Below are 15809 nucleotides of genomic sequence, written 5' to 3'. Positions count from 1 at the left end.
ATTGTGATGGAAAAATTAAATAATAGTATAGATAGATCTTGGATTGATAAATGGAATCAACCTTTTATTATATCTGGACCTTGTAGCGCAGAAAGTGAACTACAAATATTAGAAACTGCCAATAGGTTGAATCCTTCTCATGTACAAGTATTTAGAGCTGGAATCTGGAAACCTAGAACTAAACCTAATACTTTTGAAGGAGTTGGACAAATAGGACTTGAATGGCTTCATAAGGTAAAAAAAAATACGGGATTAATGGTTGCTACAGAAATAGCTAATGCAGAACATGTTAAATTAGCCATTTCTTTTGAAATAGATGTTCTTTGGATAGGAGCTAGAAGCACGGCTAGTCCTTTTACAATTCAAGAAATAGCAGATGCTTTGGAAGGTGAAAATAATAAAATCATTTTGGTAAAAAACCCTATTCATCCTGATATAGAATTATGGATAGGAGCTTTAGAACGTTTGTCGGATAAAGGAGTTAGAAAATTAGGAGTCATACACCGTGGATTCTATACCTACAAAAACTCAAAATATCGTAATCAACCTAATTGGAATCTTTTGTTAAATTTTAGGAGCCTTCTACCTAGAATTCCTATTATATGTGATCCTTCACATATTTGTGGAAATAAAGAAGGTATTTTGGATATAACAAAAAAAGCTTATCATTTTCAATGTGAAGGATTAATGATAGAAAGTCATTGTGATCCTGATCATGCTTGGAGCGATGCTCAACAACAAATTACTCCAGAAAATCTTTTGGAAATGTTAGAAGAATTAACATGTATCAAGAAATGTGATCAAAAAAGTAAAAGAGATTTAGATTCTTTTAGGATTTTAATTGATGAACTAGATGAAAATATTATTACGCTTTTAGCAGAAAGAATGAATATTTCCAAAAAATTAGGCGTTTTGAAAAAATATTCAGATATTGCGATTTTGCAGCCCAGTAGATGGGAAGATCTTTTGAAAAAATCTATTAACTTTGGAAAAAGTTTAGGAATTTCTGAAGAATTGCTTGAAGGAATTTTTAAAATGTTACATAAAGAATCTATTAAAATTCAGAATAAAAATTAGGTAATTTACATTATTTATATAAAAAAAATACTTCTTAGTCCTAAAAATGGCTTATTTATTTACCAGCGAATCTGTTTCAGAAGGTCATCCTGATAAAATTTCAGATCAAATATCTGACTCTATATTAGATCATTTTTTAGCGTGTGATCCAGATGCAAAAGTAGCTATAGAAACTTTAGTCACCACGGGACAAATTATATTAGCTGGAGAAGTTAATTCTAAGACCTGGGTTAATGTTCAAAAAATAGCTCGTGACATTCTTAGAAAAATAGGGTACACTAAAAATGAATATAGATTCAATGCAGATTCTTGTGGAGTTCTTTCCTCTATTCAAGAACAATCTTTAGATCTATTAGAGGGGATTCAAAGATCAAAAAAGGAAGAACAAGGTTCTGGAGATCAAGGTATAATTTTTGGTTATGCGGTGAAAGAAACTGAAAATTATATGCCTTTATCATTAGAAATATCACATCATATATTAAGGGAACTTTCCCAGATTCGAAATGAAGGAGAAAAAATGACTTACTTACGTCCAGATGCAAAATCTCAAGTAACTTTAGAATATTCTGATGCTAATGATCCGGTACATATTCACGCTATTGTCATTTCAACTCAGCATGATGAATTTGATACGAAAAAAAAAATGCATCAACGTATAGTTCATGATGTTAAAAATATTCTTATTCCGAGAGTTATAAATAATATAAAAATAAAAAACGTAAAAAAATTATTTACGGATAGAACAAAATATTACATCAATTCAACAGGAAAATTTGTCACGGGAGGACCTCATGGGGATACTGGTTTGACCGGAAGAAAAATTATAATGGATACTTATGGAGGAAGAGGATCTCATGGAGGAGGAGCTTTTTCTGGAAAAGATCCATCTAAAATGGACAGATCTGGAGCTTATGCCGCTAGACATATAGCTAAAAATTTGGTGGCAGCAGGAATTTCAAATGAATTGCTTATACAAATATCTTACGCTGCAGGGATCGCAGAACCCATAGGGATTTTTGTAAACACCTATGGTAAATCAAAGATAGATCATGAAAACATTGCATTGAATATAAAAAAAATTTTTGATTTACGTCCTTATGCTATAGAAAAAAGATTAAAATTACGTCAACCGATGTATGAGGAAACATCTGTATATGGACATATGGGAAAAACTCCAAAAAAAGTGTATAAGTCTTTTTTGGATATAGAAGGGAATCAAAAAGAACAAGAAGTAGAACTTTTTACATGGGAAAAGTTGGACTATTTGTCCGTTATAAAGGATATATTTAATATTTCAAAAAATAGGTATTTTTAGTTAAACATTTTAACTATGTCTTACAATTTATTGAAAGGAAAAAAAGGAATTATATTTGGTGCCTTGGATGAAGATTCTATTGCTTGGAAGGTAGCAGAACGTGCTTATGAAGAAAAAGCATCTTTCGTATTAACCAATACTCCAGCTTCTTTAAGAATAGGAAAAATTCACGAATTATCTCATAAAACAAAATCTATGGTGATTACAGCAGATGCCACTTCTATATCAGATCTTAATATTTTATTTGAAAAAACATTAGATCATTTTGGAGGAAAAATAGATTTTTTATTGCATTCCATAGCTATGTCTATGAATATACGAAAGGGTTTAACTTATCCCTCTTTGAATTATGAATTTTTAAGAAAAGGATGGGAAATATCTGCTGTATCTTATCATAAAATTATGCAAACAGCTTGGAATAAAAAAGCGATGAATAAATGGGGTTCTATTGTAGCTATAACATATATTGCTTCTCAACGAAGTTTTCCACATTATGGAGATATGTCAGATTATAAATCTTATTTAGAAAGTATTACACGTAATTTTGGCTATCATTGGGGAATCAAAGAAAAAGTAAGGGTCAATACCGTATCACAGTCTCCTAGTATAACACGATCAGCAAAAGCCATTAAAGGTTTTAATCAACTTTTAATATTATCTGAAAAAATGTCTCCGTTAGGAAACGCTTCTGCACAAGATTGCGCTAACTATATAATTACACTTTTTTCAGATTTAACAAGAAAAGTAACCATGCAAAATTTATATCATGATGGAGGTTTTTCTCATACTGGAATTAGTGAAGCTATGATTTCATAAAAATATACCTCTCAAATTCTTATATATCTTAACAAACTCTTAATTATTAATAAAATATGAAAAAAATTATAGCTCCATCTTTACTTTCAGCAAATTTAGCTTTTTTATACCGTGATATAGAAATGTTAAATAAAAGTAAAGCAGATTGGTTTCATATTGATATAATGGATTCTTCTTTTGTTTCTAATATTTCTTTTGGATTTTTGTTTACTAAATATGTAAAAAAATATGCCCATAAGCCTATGGATGTTCATTTAATGATTTTACAACCAGAACTTTATATAAAACAATTAAAAGCTTGTGGAGCCGATCATTTACATATTCATTATGAAGTTTGTATTCATTTAAACAGAACAATTTCTTCTATTAAAGAAAATGGAATGAAGGTAGGTGTAGCTGTGAATCCACATACTCCAGTTTTTCTTTTAAAAGACATTATTAAAGATATAGATTTTGTTTTATTAATGAGTGTAAATCCTGGTTATAGTGGACAAAAATTCATTCATCAAACATATCAAAAATTAGAAGATACTAAAGATTTAATCTTAAAAAAAGATTCTTCTGCTCTCATAGAAGTAGATGGAGGAATTAATTTAGAAAATGCTTCTTCATTATTCAAAAATGGAGCAGATATATTGGTAGCAGGAACTGCTATTTTTTCTGATTCTAACCCAAAAGAAATTATTCATAGAATGAAATTAGGAAATTAAATATTATTATGATTTCTAAAGAAACTATAAAAAAAATACTTTCTGTTTCTTGCATAGAAGATGTGATTGGAGATTTTGTAGAATTAAAAAAAAGTGGTCTTAATTATAGAGGACTAAGTCCTTTTTCTAATGAAAAGATACCTTCTCTTATAGTTTCTCCTACAAAAAAAATATGGAAAGATTTTAGTTCTGGAAAAGGAGGGAATATTATCACTTTTATTATGGAACATGAACATTTGACATATGTGGAGTCATTACATTTTCTTGCCAAAAAATATGATATTAAGATTGATCATATAAATATAAAAGAGAAAGAAGAATATGAAAAATTATACTTGATACAAGATTATGCAAAACGTTTTTTTATTAATCAATTGCATTCTACCAAAGAAGGACAGGAGAATGGATTGAATTATTTGATTCATAAAAGAGGCTTTCATATAAAAATAATTCAAAAATTTGAATTAGGCTATGCCCCTATTTCTTGGAATATATTTACGGAAACAGCATTAAAAAAAGGATTTAAAATACGGTATATAAAAAAATCTGGATTTACTGTTTTCAGTAAATTCAATCATTTTTTTGATTGTTTTCGTCAACGTATAATGTTTCCCATACACAATTTATCAGGAAGGGTTATAGGTTTTGGAGGTAGGAATATTGATTCTAGATATTACACTAAATATATCAATTCATCAGAAAGTAATATATTTCAAAAAAGTAAAATTTTATATGGCTTGTTTCAAGCTAAGAAAAACATTCTAAAAGAGAATTTTTGTTATTTAGTGGAAGGATATACAGATGTTATTTCTTTACATCAATCTGGTATAAAAAATGTAGTTTCTTCTTCTGGCATTTCACTATCCGTGGATCAAATCCTATTAATAAAAAAATTTACAAAAAATATTATTCTTTTTTATGATGGAGATCGTTCTGGAATTAAAGCTTCTTTAAGAGGAATTAATATGATGCTAGAACAAGAAATGAATTTACGCATTTTATTTATTTATAACGGAGAAGATCCAGATTTTATCTCCAAAAAATATTCTTTTTCTCAACTTAAAAATTTTGTAGCAAAAAATAGTTACAATTTTGTTTCCTTTAAACAAAAAATATATGAAAAATTCCATAAAGATGATCCCATAAAAAAATCATTTTTGGTCAAAAATATTTTGAATAGTATTTCAAAAATATCCAATGTTATTCAAAAGGAATTATATCTGCAAGAAGCTTCTAAAGTACTAAATATTCGTCAAAAAGTTTTGATTTCTGAATTGGAAAGAATAAACGAAAAAAATGAAAAAAAACTTAGTACAATTAAGGTCGAGGGAGATCCAACGTTTTTTTCAAAAAAAAAAAATATTCTTCTTGTTATTGAAGAAGAATTAATTCAATTGATTTTAAATCATGGAAATAAAATTATAAAAAAAAAAGAACACAACACAACGGTTTTAGAAGAAATATCGCACGTTTTTAAATGCTGGAATTTACATTTTTCTTTGAAGAAGAATCAAGAAATATTTGATCAAATTTGTTTACAAAATAAAAAAAAAGATCTATCGAAATTCTTTTATAAAAAAAAAACAAAATTCTATTCATTATCCAAATGGGATAGGAAAGGAATACAAGTTTCCTATCAAGAAGATCACATGAATCAATATATTAGTGATATTTTATTGATATATAAATCTTTATATATTTCTAAATTGATTCAAAAAGAAATCATACATTATCAGAATTATCTTGCAAAAGATGAGGATAGAAAAGCTTTCCTAAAAAAAATTATGCATTTAACAAACATAAAAAATGAACTTTATAAAAAATTACACAGATATGTGTGATTCTTTTTTTTACTAGTTTTACTAGAAAAATTATTTTTTTATTTTTTTAAGTTTTGGTAAATTCGTGTATATAAACACGCAAAAAATGAATACATTAATTTCAAAAAAAGCGCCTAATTTTACGGCTAGTGCGGTATTAAATGGGAAAGATATTGTCCAAAATTTTACTTTAGAACAATTTAAAGGAAGTAAATATGTTTTACTTTTCTTTTATCCTAAAGATTTTACTTTTGTTTGTCCCACAGAAATATATGCATTTCAAGAAAAAATTAAGGATTTTGAAATGAGAAATGTACAAATTATTGCTGTTTCTACGGACACAGAACAGTCTCATTGGGCTTGGTTGCAGATGCCAAAAGAAAAAGGAGGAATACATGGAATAACTTACCCAATTGTTTCTGATATTAATAAGACTATATCTCATAACTATGGAGTGTTGTCTGGAGATTGGATTTGCAATAATGAAGGATTGAAAGCTACGGGAGAACTTATTGCTTATAGAGGATTATTTTTGATAAATAAAGAAGGAATAATAAAACATCTTTTAATTAATGATTTTCCTTTAGGAAGAAATGTACATGAAGCTATTCGGATGATAGATGCTCTTCAATATTATGAAAAAAGTGGAGAAGTATGTCCAGCAAATTGGACAAAAGGAAAAAAAGCTATAAAAGCTAGTCATAGTGGGATTGAAGATTATTTTTCATCTTAGTTTAGTAGAGAATAAGATAATTGTACAATGAAAATGAAAGATAGACAAGAATAAATGGGGAAAAAAAAAGTAGCATTTTATACCATGGGGTGTAAACTTAATTACGCAGAAACCTCTACCATAGCAAGAAAGTTTTCTAACTTATATTATCAACATGTTCCTTTCAAAAGTTATGCAGATATTTATGTGATCAACAGTTGTTCTGTAACAAGAAATGCAGAAATTGAATTTAAGCATATTGTACGTTCTGCTAGGAATAAAAATTCAAAAGCTTTTCTTGTAGCCATAGGATGTTATGCTCAACTGAATCCTAAAGAAGTGTCTTCTATTATTGGAGTAGATCTCGTTTTAGGCTATGAAGAAAAATTTAAAATTATAGATTATATTAATAGAAAATGGTTCTTAAAAAAAAAAGATTATACAAAAATTATTTCTAAAAAAACTTATTTACCATCGTTTTCTGTTGGAGATAGAACTCGTTCCTTTTTAAAAATACAAGATGGATGTGATTATAAATGCAGTTATTGTGTTATTCCTATGTCAAGAGGCCCCTCTCGTTCTGAGAGTATAGAAAATATATTGAAAAATATTAGATTTCTTTTTAATAAAGGAGTAAAAGAGATCGTGTTAACAGGTGTCAATATAGGAGATTATGGAAAAAATACACGGTTATATACATTTTTTGATTTAATACAAGCTGTAGATCAAATACAAGAAAAAGGAAGAATACGTTTATCCTCTATAGAGCCTAATTTGCTTCAAGATGAATGTATTGAATTTTTGTCTAAAAGCAAACATTTTGTCCCTCATTTTCATATCCCTTTACAATCTGGGAGCAATTATATATTGGGAAAAATGCATAGACGTTACAGACGAGAATTTTATCAAGAAAAAGTAAACAAAATTAGATGTTTCATGCCAGATGCTTATATCGGTTCAGATCTTATTGTTGGTTTTCCTGGAGAAACATATAAACATTTTTTGGAAACTTATCATTTTTTGAAAAAATTAGAAATTTCATATTTACACATATTTACCTATTCTTCTAGACCCAATACAAAATCCAGTACAATACAGGAAAATGTATCTAAAAAAATACAAAGGAAGCGAAATCAAGTTTTGAGAGTCCTTTCAAATAAAAAATATCGTTTTTTTTGTAAAAGGCAAATTGATACTAAAAAAACCGTATTATTCGAAAAAAATTCCCATAATAAAGAATATTTATATGGATATACAGAAAATTATATTAGAACTAAAATGTTATTAAATTCATACAATTCTTCTACATATGAAAATACATTACAAGATGTATTCATTAAAAAAATAGATAAGGATGGAATTATGATTGCAGAACCTATAAATTAAAAATCCAATTCTTTTTTAGGCATGTTAATGAATTCTACATCGAAAATTTCTTGAAAAGATTTTTTTACCATACGTTTAACCTCTTGAAAAGAGATATCATTTTTTTTCAATTCTTTTTTTAAAGAAGTTACTTCTTGATTATAAATTCCACAAGGAATAATATGATTGAAATACTGTAAGTCTGTATTGATATTTAAAGCAAATCCATGCATAGTAACCCAACGACTCATTCTAATTCCTATTGCACATATTTTTCTGGATTTTCCGTTTTTTACATTCAACCAAACTCCTGTTTTTCCTTTTTTTCGTTCTCCCTTGATTTCATAATTTTTCCATAAGAAATGAATGATCACTTCTTCTAGGAGACGTAGATATTTATGAATATCCGTAAAAAAATAATCCATATTTAGAATGGGATATCCTATCAACTGTCCAGGTCCATGGTAAGTGATATCACCTCCTCTATCTGTTTGATAAAAAGAAACATTTATTTTTTTTAAAAAATCTGACGAAATCAACAAATGTTTATCTTTTTTACCATTTTTACCTATAGTATATACATGGGGGTGTTCTACAAATAGAAAATATCCAGCTTTTTTAGAATGGATCTTATTGACTTTTTTTTGTATGACATCATCAAATAATCTTTTCTGATATTTCCAAGTTTCTTGATATTCTTTTTTTCCTAAATCTTCGAAAAAAAGTATTTTTTTTTTCATAGTCTTTGAAAAATTTATATAATAAAAAAAACAAATGTACCTTTGTACCTTCGTTTTATTCAATTCGTTAGTTTTATATGGGGGACATCCACACAAATCAGTCTATGACCTATTTATCAGAACAACAAATTATACGAAGAAAAAAACTAGATCAACTGAAATTATTGGGAATCAATCCTTATCCATCAGAAGAATATATAGTAACCACTACTATTTGTAATATACAAAAAAATTTTACAGAAAAAGAAACGATAAGCATAGCTGGACGGTTAATGCGTTTGCGTATTTTAGGAAAAGCTTCCTTTGGAGAGATTAAAGATCATACGGGTTATATGCAAATATATTTTACTCAAGATCATTTATTTTTATCTTCTGATCAAATAAAAATAAAAAAAGAAGATATATACAATATTTTTTTAAAAAAACTTATAGATATAGGAGATATTATTGGAATAAAAGGCATTTTATTTAAGACAAAAATGAATGAAATGACTATACATGTTCATATGTTAACTTTATTATCCAAATCTATACGACCCTTACCACAAGTAAAAGTGGATAAAAATAAAAAAACATATGATGCTTTTTCCAATACAGAACAACGTTATCGTATGCGTTATGTAGATCTTATTGTTAATGATCATATAAAAGATATTTTTTTAAAACGTACTCGTATCATCCAAAAAATCAGAAATTTTTTGGATGATAAAGGATATCTCGAAGTAGAGACTCCTATTCTACAATCCATTCCTGGAGGGGCTATAGCTCGTCCTTTTGAAACATATCATAATACATTGGGTATTCCATTGTATTTACGGATCGCTAATGAACTTTATTTGAAAAGATTGATCATTGGTGGATTTCACGCTGTATATGAATTTTCTAGAAATTTTAGAAATGAGGGAATGGATCGGATCCATAATCCAGAATTTACTGTATTAGAACTTTATGTCGCTTATAAAGATTATTACTGGATGATGAATTTTACAGAAAAATTGATAAAATGGATCTATTATAAATTTCAAAAAAAAGAAAATAATCATATTAATTTTCAAACTCCTTTTCCTCGTATCCCCATATTGGATTCTATTAAAAAATATACTGGATTTGATATTCAAGGAATGGGGTTGGAAGAGTTAAGAAAAGTTTGTAAAAAATTGCATATAGAAGAAAATATAAAAATGAGTAAAGCTAAACTTATTGAGAATATTTTTGAGGAAAGATGCGAAAAAAATTACATTCATCCTACTTTTATTATTGATTACCCTTTAGAAATGTGTCCTTTAAGCAAAAAACATCGTTATAAAAAAAATTTATCAGAACGTTTTGAACTCATTATAAATGGACAAGAAATTGCTAATGCTTATTCAGAACTTAATGATCCTATCGATCAACTTGATCGTTTACGAGAACAAATGAAGTTATCCGAAAAAAACACAAAAGACGAATCCATATCTATTGATAAAGATTTTATACGTGCTTTAGAATTTGGGATGCCTCCCACTGCAGGGATTGGAGTAGGAATAGATCGTTTAGTGATGTTACTTACTAAAACAAAATCGATTCAAGAAGTTCTGTTTTTCCCACAAATGCGTCCAGAAAAAGGAGGTAAAAAATAAATTATTTCTATCCTAATCTAATCCTAATACTTTTAATCCATTGATTGTAGCAATTTTTACCAAATGATCTATATCATAATAATGACAAGCTTCCAACATAACTCGTAGTTCTATCCATAAATTTCCATCAGAAAAAGGTTTATATATGTCACAAATATTATCTGTACCAAAAGCCACTATAATTCCTTCAGGAACCATTTCATCCACTGGAGTGATAGAATTATGGCTAGGAGTTAAACGTTCACTTCTGGTATGATCAATCCAAGCAATGGGACAAGATATTACCATCAAATTAGCTTTTCTCATTAATTGGTATATTTTATAACGATAATTTCTATCATGTGCGGCTAAAGAAATACTGTGTATAGCTACTACTTTTCCTTGCAATCCATGCTCAATCGTTTTCTTTGCTAATTTTTCAGTTTCTTTTTCTTCGTTAGTATTAAATTGATCTACATGTACATGCACAATTTTTCCTTTTTTTTTAGCTGTTTGTAATAAAATATCTAGATGTTCATCTTCTTTTCCATAATCTGTAGCGGGTAATCCACCAATAATATCCACAAATTCTATTGATTGATCGAACCAATATTTTGATTTTTTATTCAATACACCTTTAAGAACTTGATTGGCAAAACAAATATGAATGGAATTTCCATAATTATTTTTCAATTTTTTAGCGGCTTTCAAGGCACGATCTTCAATCACTTCATCTACATCAATAAAAGAGCATAAAGCTTGTGTTCCTTGCATTAAAAAATATTCTAAAGCTTTTTCCATACGGATATAAATATCCTCTTCTGTAGCTAAACGTTTCATTTCATCAACCAAATACCATTTTTTTTGAATGGGATAATAAGAGTATTTGAAATTTTTTTTTGTAAGTGTATAAGCTCTATCCAAGTGAGCATGAGCATTGACCCAGCCACCTTTTTCTTTTACTTTTTCTACAAAAATTTTTTTAGGATTCATGTTTAATCGGTTTCTATAAATTAAATGTTGGAAATCCAAATAACTTTTTTAGTTATAAAAAATGGTTCTTCAAAATAATGATTTAAAGGATATTCTATTGCATGAGGAAATTCTTTTAATTCATCATGAAGATTTCCTCCTTTTAAATATAAAGCTCCATTTTTTATTTGAGAATTAGATTTGTATTTAAATTTATTTTTTATCCAATTATCGATAATATTTATTTTGTTTACAGCTCTAGTGACCACAAAATCAAATTTATTTTCTAGTTTCTCTGCACGTATACAAATAGGATGCACATTTTTTAAATGAAGATTATATATAATTTGTTCTATAATTTTAATTTTTTTTCTAACAGAATCTACTAATATAAATTTTGTATGAGGAAAAACTATGGATAAAGGAATTCCAGGGAATCCTCCTCCTGTACCTAAATCCATAACACATGATCCAGGATAAAAAGAAAATACTTTAGCTATTCCTAAACAAAAAAGGACGTGCTGTTGATAAAAATTGTGAAATGTTTTTCTAGAAACTAAATTGACATGTGTATTCCAATACGCATATAAATTTTTTAAAAAAGATAATCTATAGATTTGTTGATCCAATAGATTTGGAAAATATTTTTTAATTAATTCCATAAATGGATAAATAAACTTATAACCAAATTTATTTAGATTTGTAATTATTTAAAATAGTTTCATAAATATCTATGATGAAAAAAAATAGATTATCCCATCGTTTACAGAATATATCTTATTCACAAACCATAGCTATGTCAGCTAAAGCTAGAGAATTAAAAAATAAAGGTTATGACGTTATAAACTTGAGTTTAGGAGAACCCGACTTTTATCCTCCTAATTTTGTTTTATCCGCTGCAAAAAAAGCTATAGATGAAGGGTATCATTATTATACTCCCGTATCCGGATATTTAGAACTTAAAAAAGTAATATGTGAAAAATTATACCGTGATAATCGTTTGAAATACACACCTTCTCAAATTGTAGTTTCTACAGGAGCAAAACAAGCTATAATGAATGTTCTTTTATCTTTGCTTAATAAAGATGATGAAGTTATTATTCCCGCTCCTTATTGGGTTAGTTATTTACAAATGGTAAATATTTGTGAATCTTCTCCTGTTATAATTCCAACAACGATGAATAACGATTTTAAGATTAATCCAGAACAATTAGAAAAAGCTATTACATCTAAAACAAAATTATTTATTTTTAGTACTCCTTCTAATCCCACAGGAAGTGTTTATTCTTATAAAGAACTAAGAAATTTAGCGGATGTTTTTAAAAAACATCCAAAAATTATGATTATTGCTGATGAAATTTATGAACATATTTGTTACTCAGAAAAACATACTAGTATTGCTATATTTCCTGATATTCATCATCAAGTTATCACAGTGAATGGATTATCTAAGGCTTTTTCAATGACAGGTTGGAGGATTGGATATATTGGAGCTCCAGAGTGGATTGCTCAATCTTGTGATAAAATACAAGGTCAGATGACTTCTTGTGCCAATTCTATTGCACAGATAGCTGCTATTACTGCATTATCCGCTCATCCTGATAGAATAGAATATATGATCAAAGAGTTTGAAAAAAGAAGAAATTTAGTTTTGAATCTGATAAAAGAAATTGATGGATTTCAATTTTCTAAACCAAATGGTGCTTTTTATATTTTTCCAAAAGTTTCAGATTTTTTTGGAAAAAAATTATATGGAAAAACGATACAAAATTCAGATGAATTTTCTGAATTTTTACTTGAAAAAGCTCAAGTAGCTACCGTTAGTGGAAGTGCTTTTGGTGATAATGAATGTTTACGTATTTCTTACGCTTCATCAGAAAATAAAATCATAGAAGCCTTTACAAGAATTAAAAAGGCATTAAAATAATTATAAGGTGGGGTGGGTGGACGACCGGATTCGAACCGGCGACCCTCAGAACCACAATCTGATGCTCTAAACCAACTGAGCTACGTCCACCAAAACAAAGGACAAAGATAATTAATTCTATAAATTCTATAAACAAAAACTTTCTATAATTTTTTTACAATAAGAAAATAAATCACTATATATCCATTTTAGGATGGATGTTTTTTCTTGAACAGGATATAAAAGATGAACATTGGCACCTGCATCTAGTGTAAAATAGATATTTTTCTTGCTCTGTTTTCTAAAATCCCATACCGTATGAATTACTTTAAGAGTATTTGGTTTCATCCATAAAAAATAGGGACTAGAGGTCATGATCATGGCATGAAGAGTTAGAGCTTCATGTTCTATCAACTCTCCAAATTCTTGGAAATCTCCTATTTTTAATATAGATATAAGTTTATTCATATTTTTATTAGCACATTTAAATCTCTCTCTAGCATAAGGATGATGATGCATTAATTGATGCCCTTTTGAACTCAATATTTTTTTAGGTTCATCATCTATGATTAAAATAGTATCTTCTATTTTTGTAAAAATGGAGTGTACTTTATATGGATATGGTGTAGCATAAAAATTATTACTTCCTTTTATAGATTGATGATATCCCCAAACAACAAGTCCAGGATAAATAGATCTGCAAGCACTTCCAGAACCTAATCTAGCTAAAAAAGAAGCTTTTTTGAAAAAGAAATCTTCTTTTAAAGAAGATACTAATTTTTTTTCTATTTCCATGATACATAAAGCTAAAGCACTCATGGAAGAAGCAGAAGAAGCTATTCCACTACTATGTGGAAAAGTATTATAAGTTTCTATAATGAAATTATAATCTCGTAAATAGGAACAATAATATGAAATTCTATTAAAAAATTCTAAAATTTTTGGAAGAAAACTAGTTTTTTCTTTTCCTGAAAAAAAAACTCTTACAGATAAATTCCTTTTTTTTTTTTTTTGATAAATTAATCGTGTAACCGTATATACTTCTCCCAAAGAATAACTAATAGATGAATTCAATGGTATTTGTATTTTATTCTTATGTTTTCCCCAATATTTAATTAAAGCGATATTGGAATGACTCTTCCTTGTTACTACTCCATTTGAGTCTATAGAATATTTTTTTTTATAGAAAAAAAACAATGGGTTTTCAAAATTAAATTACAAATCATTTTCATTTTTGATATAATCCAACATTTTTTTATCGTCCAATTCTCCTTCAGAACGAGCTATTACACAACTAGCCAATCCATTACCTATAACATTTACGGTAGTCCTAGCCATATCCATTAATTCATCTATCCCTATAATAGCTAATATAGGCCAAGTCGGTAATCCAAAAGAAGCCACAGTAGCTAAAAGAATGACTAAAGACGCTCTAGGAACTCCAGCAACTCCTTTACTCGTTAAAATTAACGTCAGTCCTATAAATATTTGTTGACTAAAACTCAAAGGAATACCAGAAGCTTGTGCTACAAAAACAGTAGCTAAAGATAAATAAAGAGTAGTCCCATCTAAGTTAAAGCTATAACCTGTAGGAATCACAAAAGCTATAATTTTTCTGGGAACACCTAATTTTTCTAAATTTTCCATCAGTAAAGGTAAGGCGGATTCTGAACTTGTGGTCGCAAACGCAAGTGATACTGGTTCAGTTAATGCTTTGACAAAACCTTTTAAAGGAACTTTAATCCACAAAAGAATAGGAAGTAAAACAACTATCAAAAAAATCAGTAAAGCAATATAAAGAGTTAGTAATAATTGAAATAAATTATATAAAATATCCAAACCCATATGCCCCACTGTATAAGCAATGGCAGACCCAACTCCTATAGGAGCAAAATACATGATAATTTTAGTAAATTTAAACATGATTTCTGAAAGACTCTCTGCAAATTGCAATATAGGACTCCGTTTTTTATCTTCTAAGAAAACCATGGATATACCAAATATAACGGAAAATACTACTATTGGTAATACATCTCCATGATATATGGATTTTATAAAATTTTCCGGAAATACATGAAGAATTGTGTCTTGCCAAGTTCTACTTTCTACTTTGGGTAATTGTTGTTCCGTTATTCCTGAAGGCATAACAATGCCTACTCCAGCTTGAGATACATTAATAGCAATAAGACCAACAAACAAAGCTAAAGTTGTCACCACTTCAAAATATAGCAGGGATTTCCATCCCATACTACCTAATTGTTTAATATTAGAATGACTTGCTATTCCAACTACTAGAGTTGAAAATAATATTGGAGCAATGATAGTCTTGATCAATCTCAAAAATATTTGAGATAAAAATCTGAGTTCTATAGCAAATTTTGGGATATCCAATCCCATTTCTATTCCTATGATAATGGATAATAAAATCCAAGTAGTTAAATCTTTTTTCATAAAAGCATATAATATGAAAAGAGATATTACGGAACATCTTAATATGCAAAGAGCAGATTTATCTAATCCTAATAAGGATTTGGATAAATGAATAAAGATATATGCCAAAACACTTAAAAAAGCTATTAATAAAACTTTTTCTTTTTTTATTTTCATTCCAATACTCATTTTATTCTCAAAGAAAGAATCCAATCAAAAAACTATACCAATGTGGTAGGGAACAGACCCGTAGGGACTCGAACCCCAACTAACAGAACCAAAATCTGCTGTGCTACCGTTACACAACGGGTCTATCTATGAAAAATGTAAATATATACCATTTTTTTT

General features: G+C 28.2%; 14 protein-coding genes and 2 tRNA genes. 9 read left to right on the top strand and 7 right to left on the bottom strand.

From position 1 onward, the window contains the following. Positions 1 to 6 precede the first annotated feature (6 nt). The 7 genes from H0H50_RS01480 to mtaB all read left to right on the top strand — a co-directional run bounded on the left by H0H50_RS01480 (position 7) and on the right by mtaB (position 7836). Positions 7 to 1077: a bifunctional 3-deoxy-7-phosphoheptulonate synthase/chorismate mutase type II gene (locus H0H50_RS01480; RefSeq protein WP_185867401.1), complete on the top strand. Its 1071-nt coding sequence runs from the start codon at positions 7 to 9 to the stop codon at positions 1075 to 1077. 46 nt (positions 1078 to 1123) lie between these two features. After that, positions 1124 to 2392 (top strand): methionine adenosyltransferase, encoded by a 1269-nt coding sequence (metK, locus tag H0H50_RS01475; protein ID WP_185867400.1) that lies wholly within the window; start codon positions 1124 to 1126, stop codon positions 2390 to 2392. A gap of 15 nt (positions 2393 to 2407) precedes the next feature. Further along, positions 2408 to 3208: an enoyl-ACP reductase FabI gene (locus H0H50_RS01470; protein ID WP_185867399.1), complete on the top strand. Its 801-nt coding sequence runs from the start codon at positions 2408 to 2410 to the stop codon at positions 3206 to 3208. 56 nt (positions 3209 to 3264) lie between these two features. Then, complete coding sequence (gene rpe / locus H0H50_RS01465) at positions 3265 to 3918, top strand: ribulose-phosphate 3-epimerase (RefSeq protein ID WP_185867398.1); 654 nt, start codon at positions 3265 to 3267, stop codon at positions 3916 to 3918. A gap of 8 nt (positions 3919 to 3926) precedes the next feature. After that, positions 3927 to 5759, top strand: a complete 1833-nt coding sequence (dnaG, locus tag H0H50_RS01460; RefSeq protein ID WP_185867397.1) for a DNA primase — start codon at positions 3927 to 3929, stop codon at positions 5757 to 5759. An 85-nt stretch (positions 5760 to 5844) separates the two neighbouring features. Continuing rightward, positions 5845 to 6471 carry a peroxiredoxin gene (locus tag H0H50_RS01455; RefSeq protein WP_185867396.1) on the top strand — a complete coding sequence of 209 codons (627 nt, stop codon included), beginning with the start codon at positions 5845 to 5847 and terminating at the stop codon, positions 6469 to 6471. 54 nt (positions 6472 to 6525) lie between these two features. Then, positions 6526 to 7836, top strand: a complete 1311-nt coding sequence (gene mtaB / locus H0H50_RS01450) for a tRNA (N(6)-L-threonylcarbamoyladenosine(37)-C(2))-methylthiotransferase MtaB (protein WP_185867395.1) — start codon at positions 6526 to 6528, stop codon at positions 7834 to 7836. Here mtaB and lipB read toward each other — a convergent pair. After that, positions 7833 to 8555, bottom strand: coding sequence for a lipoyl(octanoyl) transferase LipB (lipB, locus tag H0H50_RS01445; protein WP_185867394.1), 723 nt, complete (start codon positions 8553 to 8555; stop codon positions 7833 to 7835). The two genes, mtaB and lipB, sit on opposite strands and share 4 nt — an antisense overlap. Before the next feature lie 104 nt (positions 8556 to 8659). Here lipB and lysS point away from each other — a divergent pair, with 104 nt between their 5' ends. Further along, positions 8660 to 10174 (top strand): lysine--tRNA ligase, encoded by a 1515-nt coding sequence (lysS, locus tag H0H50_RS01440; protein WP_185867393.1) that lies wholly within the window; start codon positions 8660 to 8662, stop codon positions 10172 to 10174. A gap of 12 nt (positions 10175 to 10186) precedes the next feature. Here the strand turns inward: lysS and H0H50_RS01435 are convergent, their stop codons facing one another. After that, entirely contained in the window at positions 10187 to 11146 is a 960-nt protein-coding gene (locus tag H0H50_RS01435) for an amidohydrolase family protein (RefSeq protein ID WP_185867392.1), read from the bottom strand. 20 nt (positions 11147 to 11166) lie between these two features. Next, complete coding sequence (gene rsmG, locus H0H50_RS01430) at positions 11167 to 11787, bottom strand: 16S rRNA (guanine(527)-N(7))-methyltransferase RsmG (protein WP_185867391.1); 621 nt, start codon at positions 11785 to 11787, stop codon at positions 11167 to 11169. 74 nt (positions 11788 to 11861) lie between these two features. On the opposite strand from rsmG, the gene H0H50_RS01425 reads away from it, so the two are divergent. Beyond that, on the top strand, positions 11862 to 13052 hold the full coding sequence (locus tag H0H50_RS01425; RefSeq protein ID WP_185867426.1) for a pyridoxal phosphate-dependent aminotransferase: 1191 nt from the start codon (positions 11862 to 11864) through the stop codon (positions 13050 to 13052). Positions 13053 to 13067: 15 nt separating this feature from the next. Here H0H50_RS01425 and H0H50_RS01420 read toward each other — a convergent pair. From H0H50_RS01420 to H0H50_RS01405, 4 genes are all read right to left on the bottom strand, one after another. Next, positions 13068 to 13142, bottom strand: a tRNA-His gene (locus H0H50_RS01420). Between the two features lie 36 nt (positions 13143 to 13178). Further along, positions 13179 to 14228: a diphosphomevalonate/mevalonate 3,5-bisphosphate decarboxylase family protein gene (locus H0H50_RS01415; protein ID WP_185867390.1), complete on the bottom strand. Its 1050-nt coding sequence runs from the start codon at positions 14226 to 14228 to the stop codon at positions 13179 to 13181. An 18-nt stretch (positions 14229 to 14246) separates the two neighbouring features. After that, positions 14247 to 15650, bottom strand: a complete 1404-nt coding sequence (locus tag H0H50_RS01410) for a dicarboxylate/amino acid:cation symporter (protein ID WP_185867389.1) — start codon at positions 15648 to 15650, stop codon at positions 14247 to 14249. Positions 15651 to 15703: 53 nt separating this feature from the next. Continuing rightward, positions 15704 to 15774, bottom strand: a tRNA-Gln gene (locus H0H50_RS01405). Positions 15775 to 15809: the final 35 nt, after the last annotated feature.

Source organism: Blattabacterium cuenoti, from assembly GCF_014252015.1.
Taxonomy (GTDB): Bacteria; Bacteroidota; Bacteroidia; order Flavobacteriales; family Blattabacteriaceae; genus Blattabacterium; species Blattabacterium cuenoti_U.
Note: the sequence above shows the minus strand (reverse complement) of the source record. Positions and strands in the feature narration are given on the sequence as shown.

Excerpts from the sequence above, each read along its gene's own strand:
- H0H50_RS01480 (WP_185867401.1), top strand. The coding sequence starts at position 7 with ATGGAAAAATTAAATAATAGTATAGATAGATCTTGGATTGATAAATGG.
- H0H50_RS01410 (WP_185867389.1), bottom strand. The coding sequence starts at position 15,650 with ATGAGTATTGGAATGAAAATAAAAAAAGAAAAAGTTTTATTAATAGCT.
- rpe (WP_185867398.1), top strand. The coding sequence starts at position 3,265 with ATGAAAAAAATTATAGCTCCATCTTTACTTTCAGCAAATTTAGCTTTT.
- rsmG (WP_185867391.1), bottom strand. The coding sequence starts at position 11,787 with ATGGAATTAATTAAAAAATATTTTCCAAATCTATTGGATCAACAAATC.
- H0H50_RS01425 (WP_185867426.1), top strand. The coding sequence starts at position 11,862 with ATGAAAAAAAATAGATTATCCCATCGTTTACAGAATATATCTTATTCA.
- H0H50_RS01455 (WP_185867396.1), top strand. The coding sequence starts at position 5,845 with ATGAATACATTAATTTCAAAAAAAGCGCCTAATTTTACGGCTAGTGCG.
- metK (WP_185867400.1), top strand. The coding sequence starts at position 1,124 with ATGGCTTATTTATTTACCAGCGAATCTGTTTCAGAAGGTCATCCTGAT.
- lipB (WP_185867394.1), bottom strand. The coding sequence starts at position 8,555 with ATGAAAAAAAAAATACTTTTTTTCGAAGATTTAGGAAAAAAAGAATAT.
- H0H50_RS01435 (WP_185867392.1), bottom strand. The coding sequence starts at position 11,146 with ATGAATCCTAAAAAAATTTTTGTAGAAAAAGTAAAAGAAAAAGGTGGC.
- mtaB (WP_185867395.1), top strand. The coding sequence starts at position 6,526 with ATGGGGAAAAAAAAAGTAGCATTTTATACCATGGGGTGTAAACTTAAT.
- lysS (WP_185867393.1), top strand. The coding sequence starts at position 8,660 with ATGACCTATTTATCAGAACAACAAATTATACGAAGAAAAAAACTAGAT.
- dnaG (WP_185867397.1), top strand. The coding sequence starts at position 3,927 with ATGATTTCTAAAGAAACTATAAAAAAAATACTTTCTGTTTCTTGCATA.
- H0H50_RS01470 (WP_185867399.1), top strand. The coding sequence starts at position 2,408 with ATGTCTTACAATTTATTGAAAGGAAAAAAAGGAATTATATTTGGTGCC.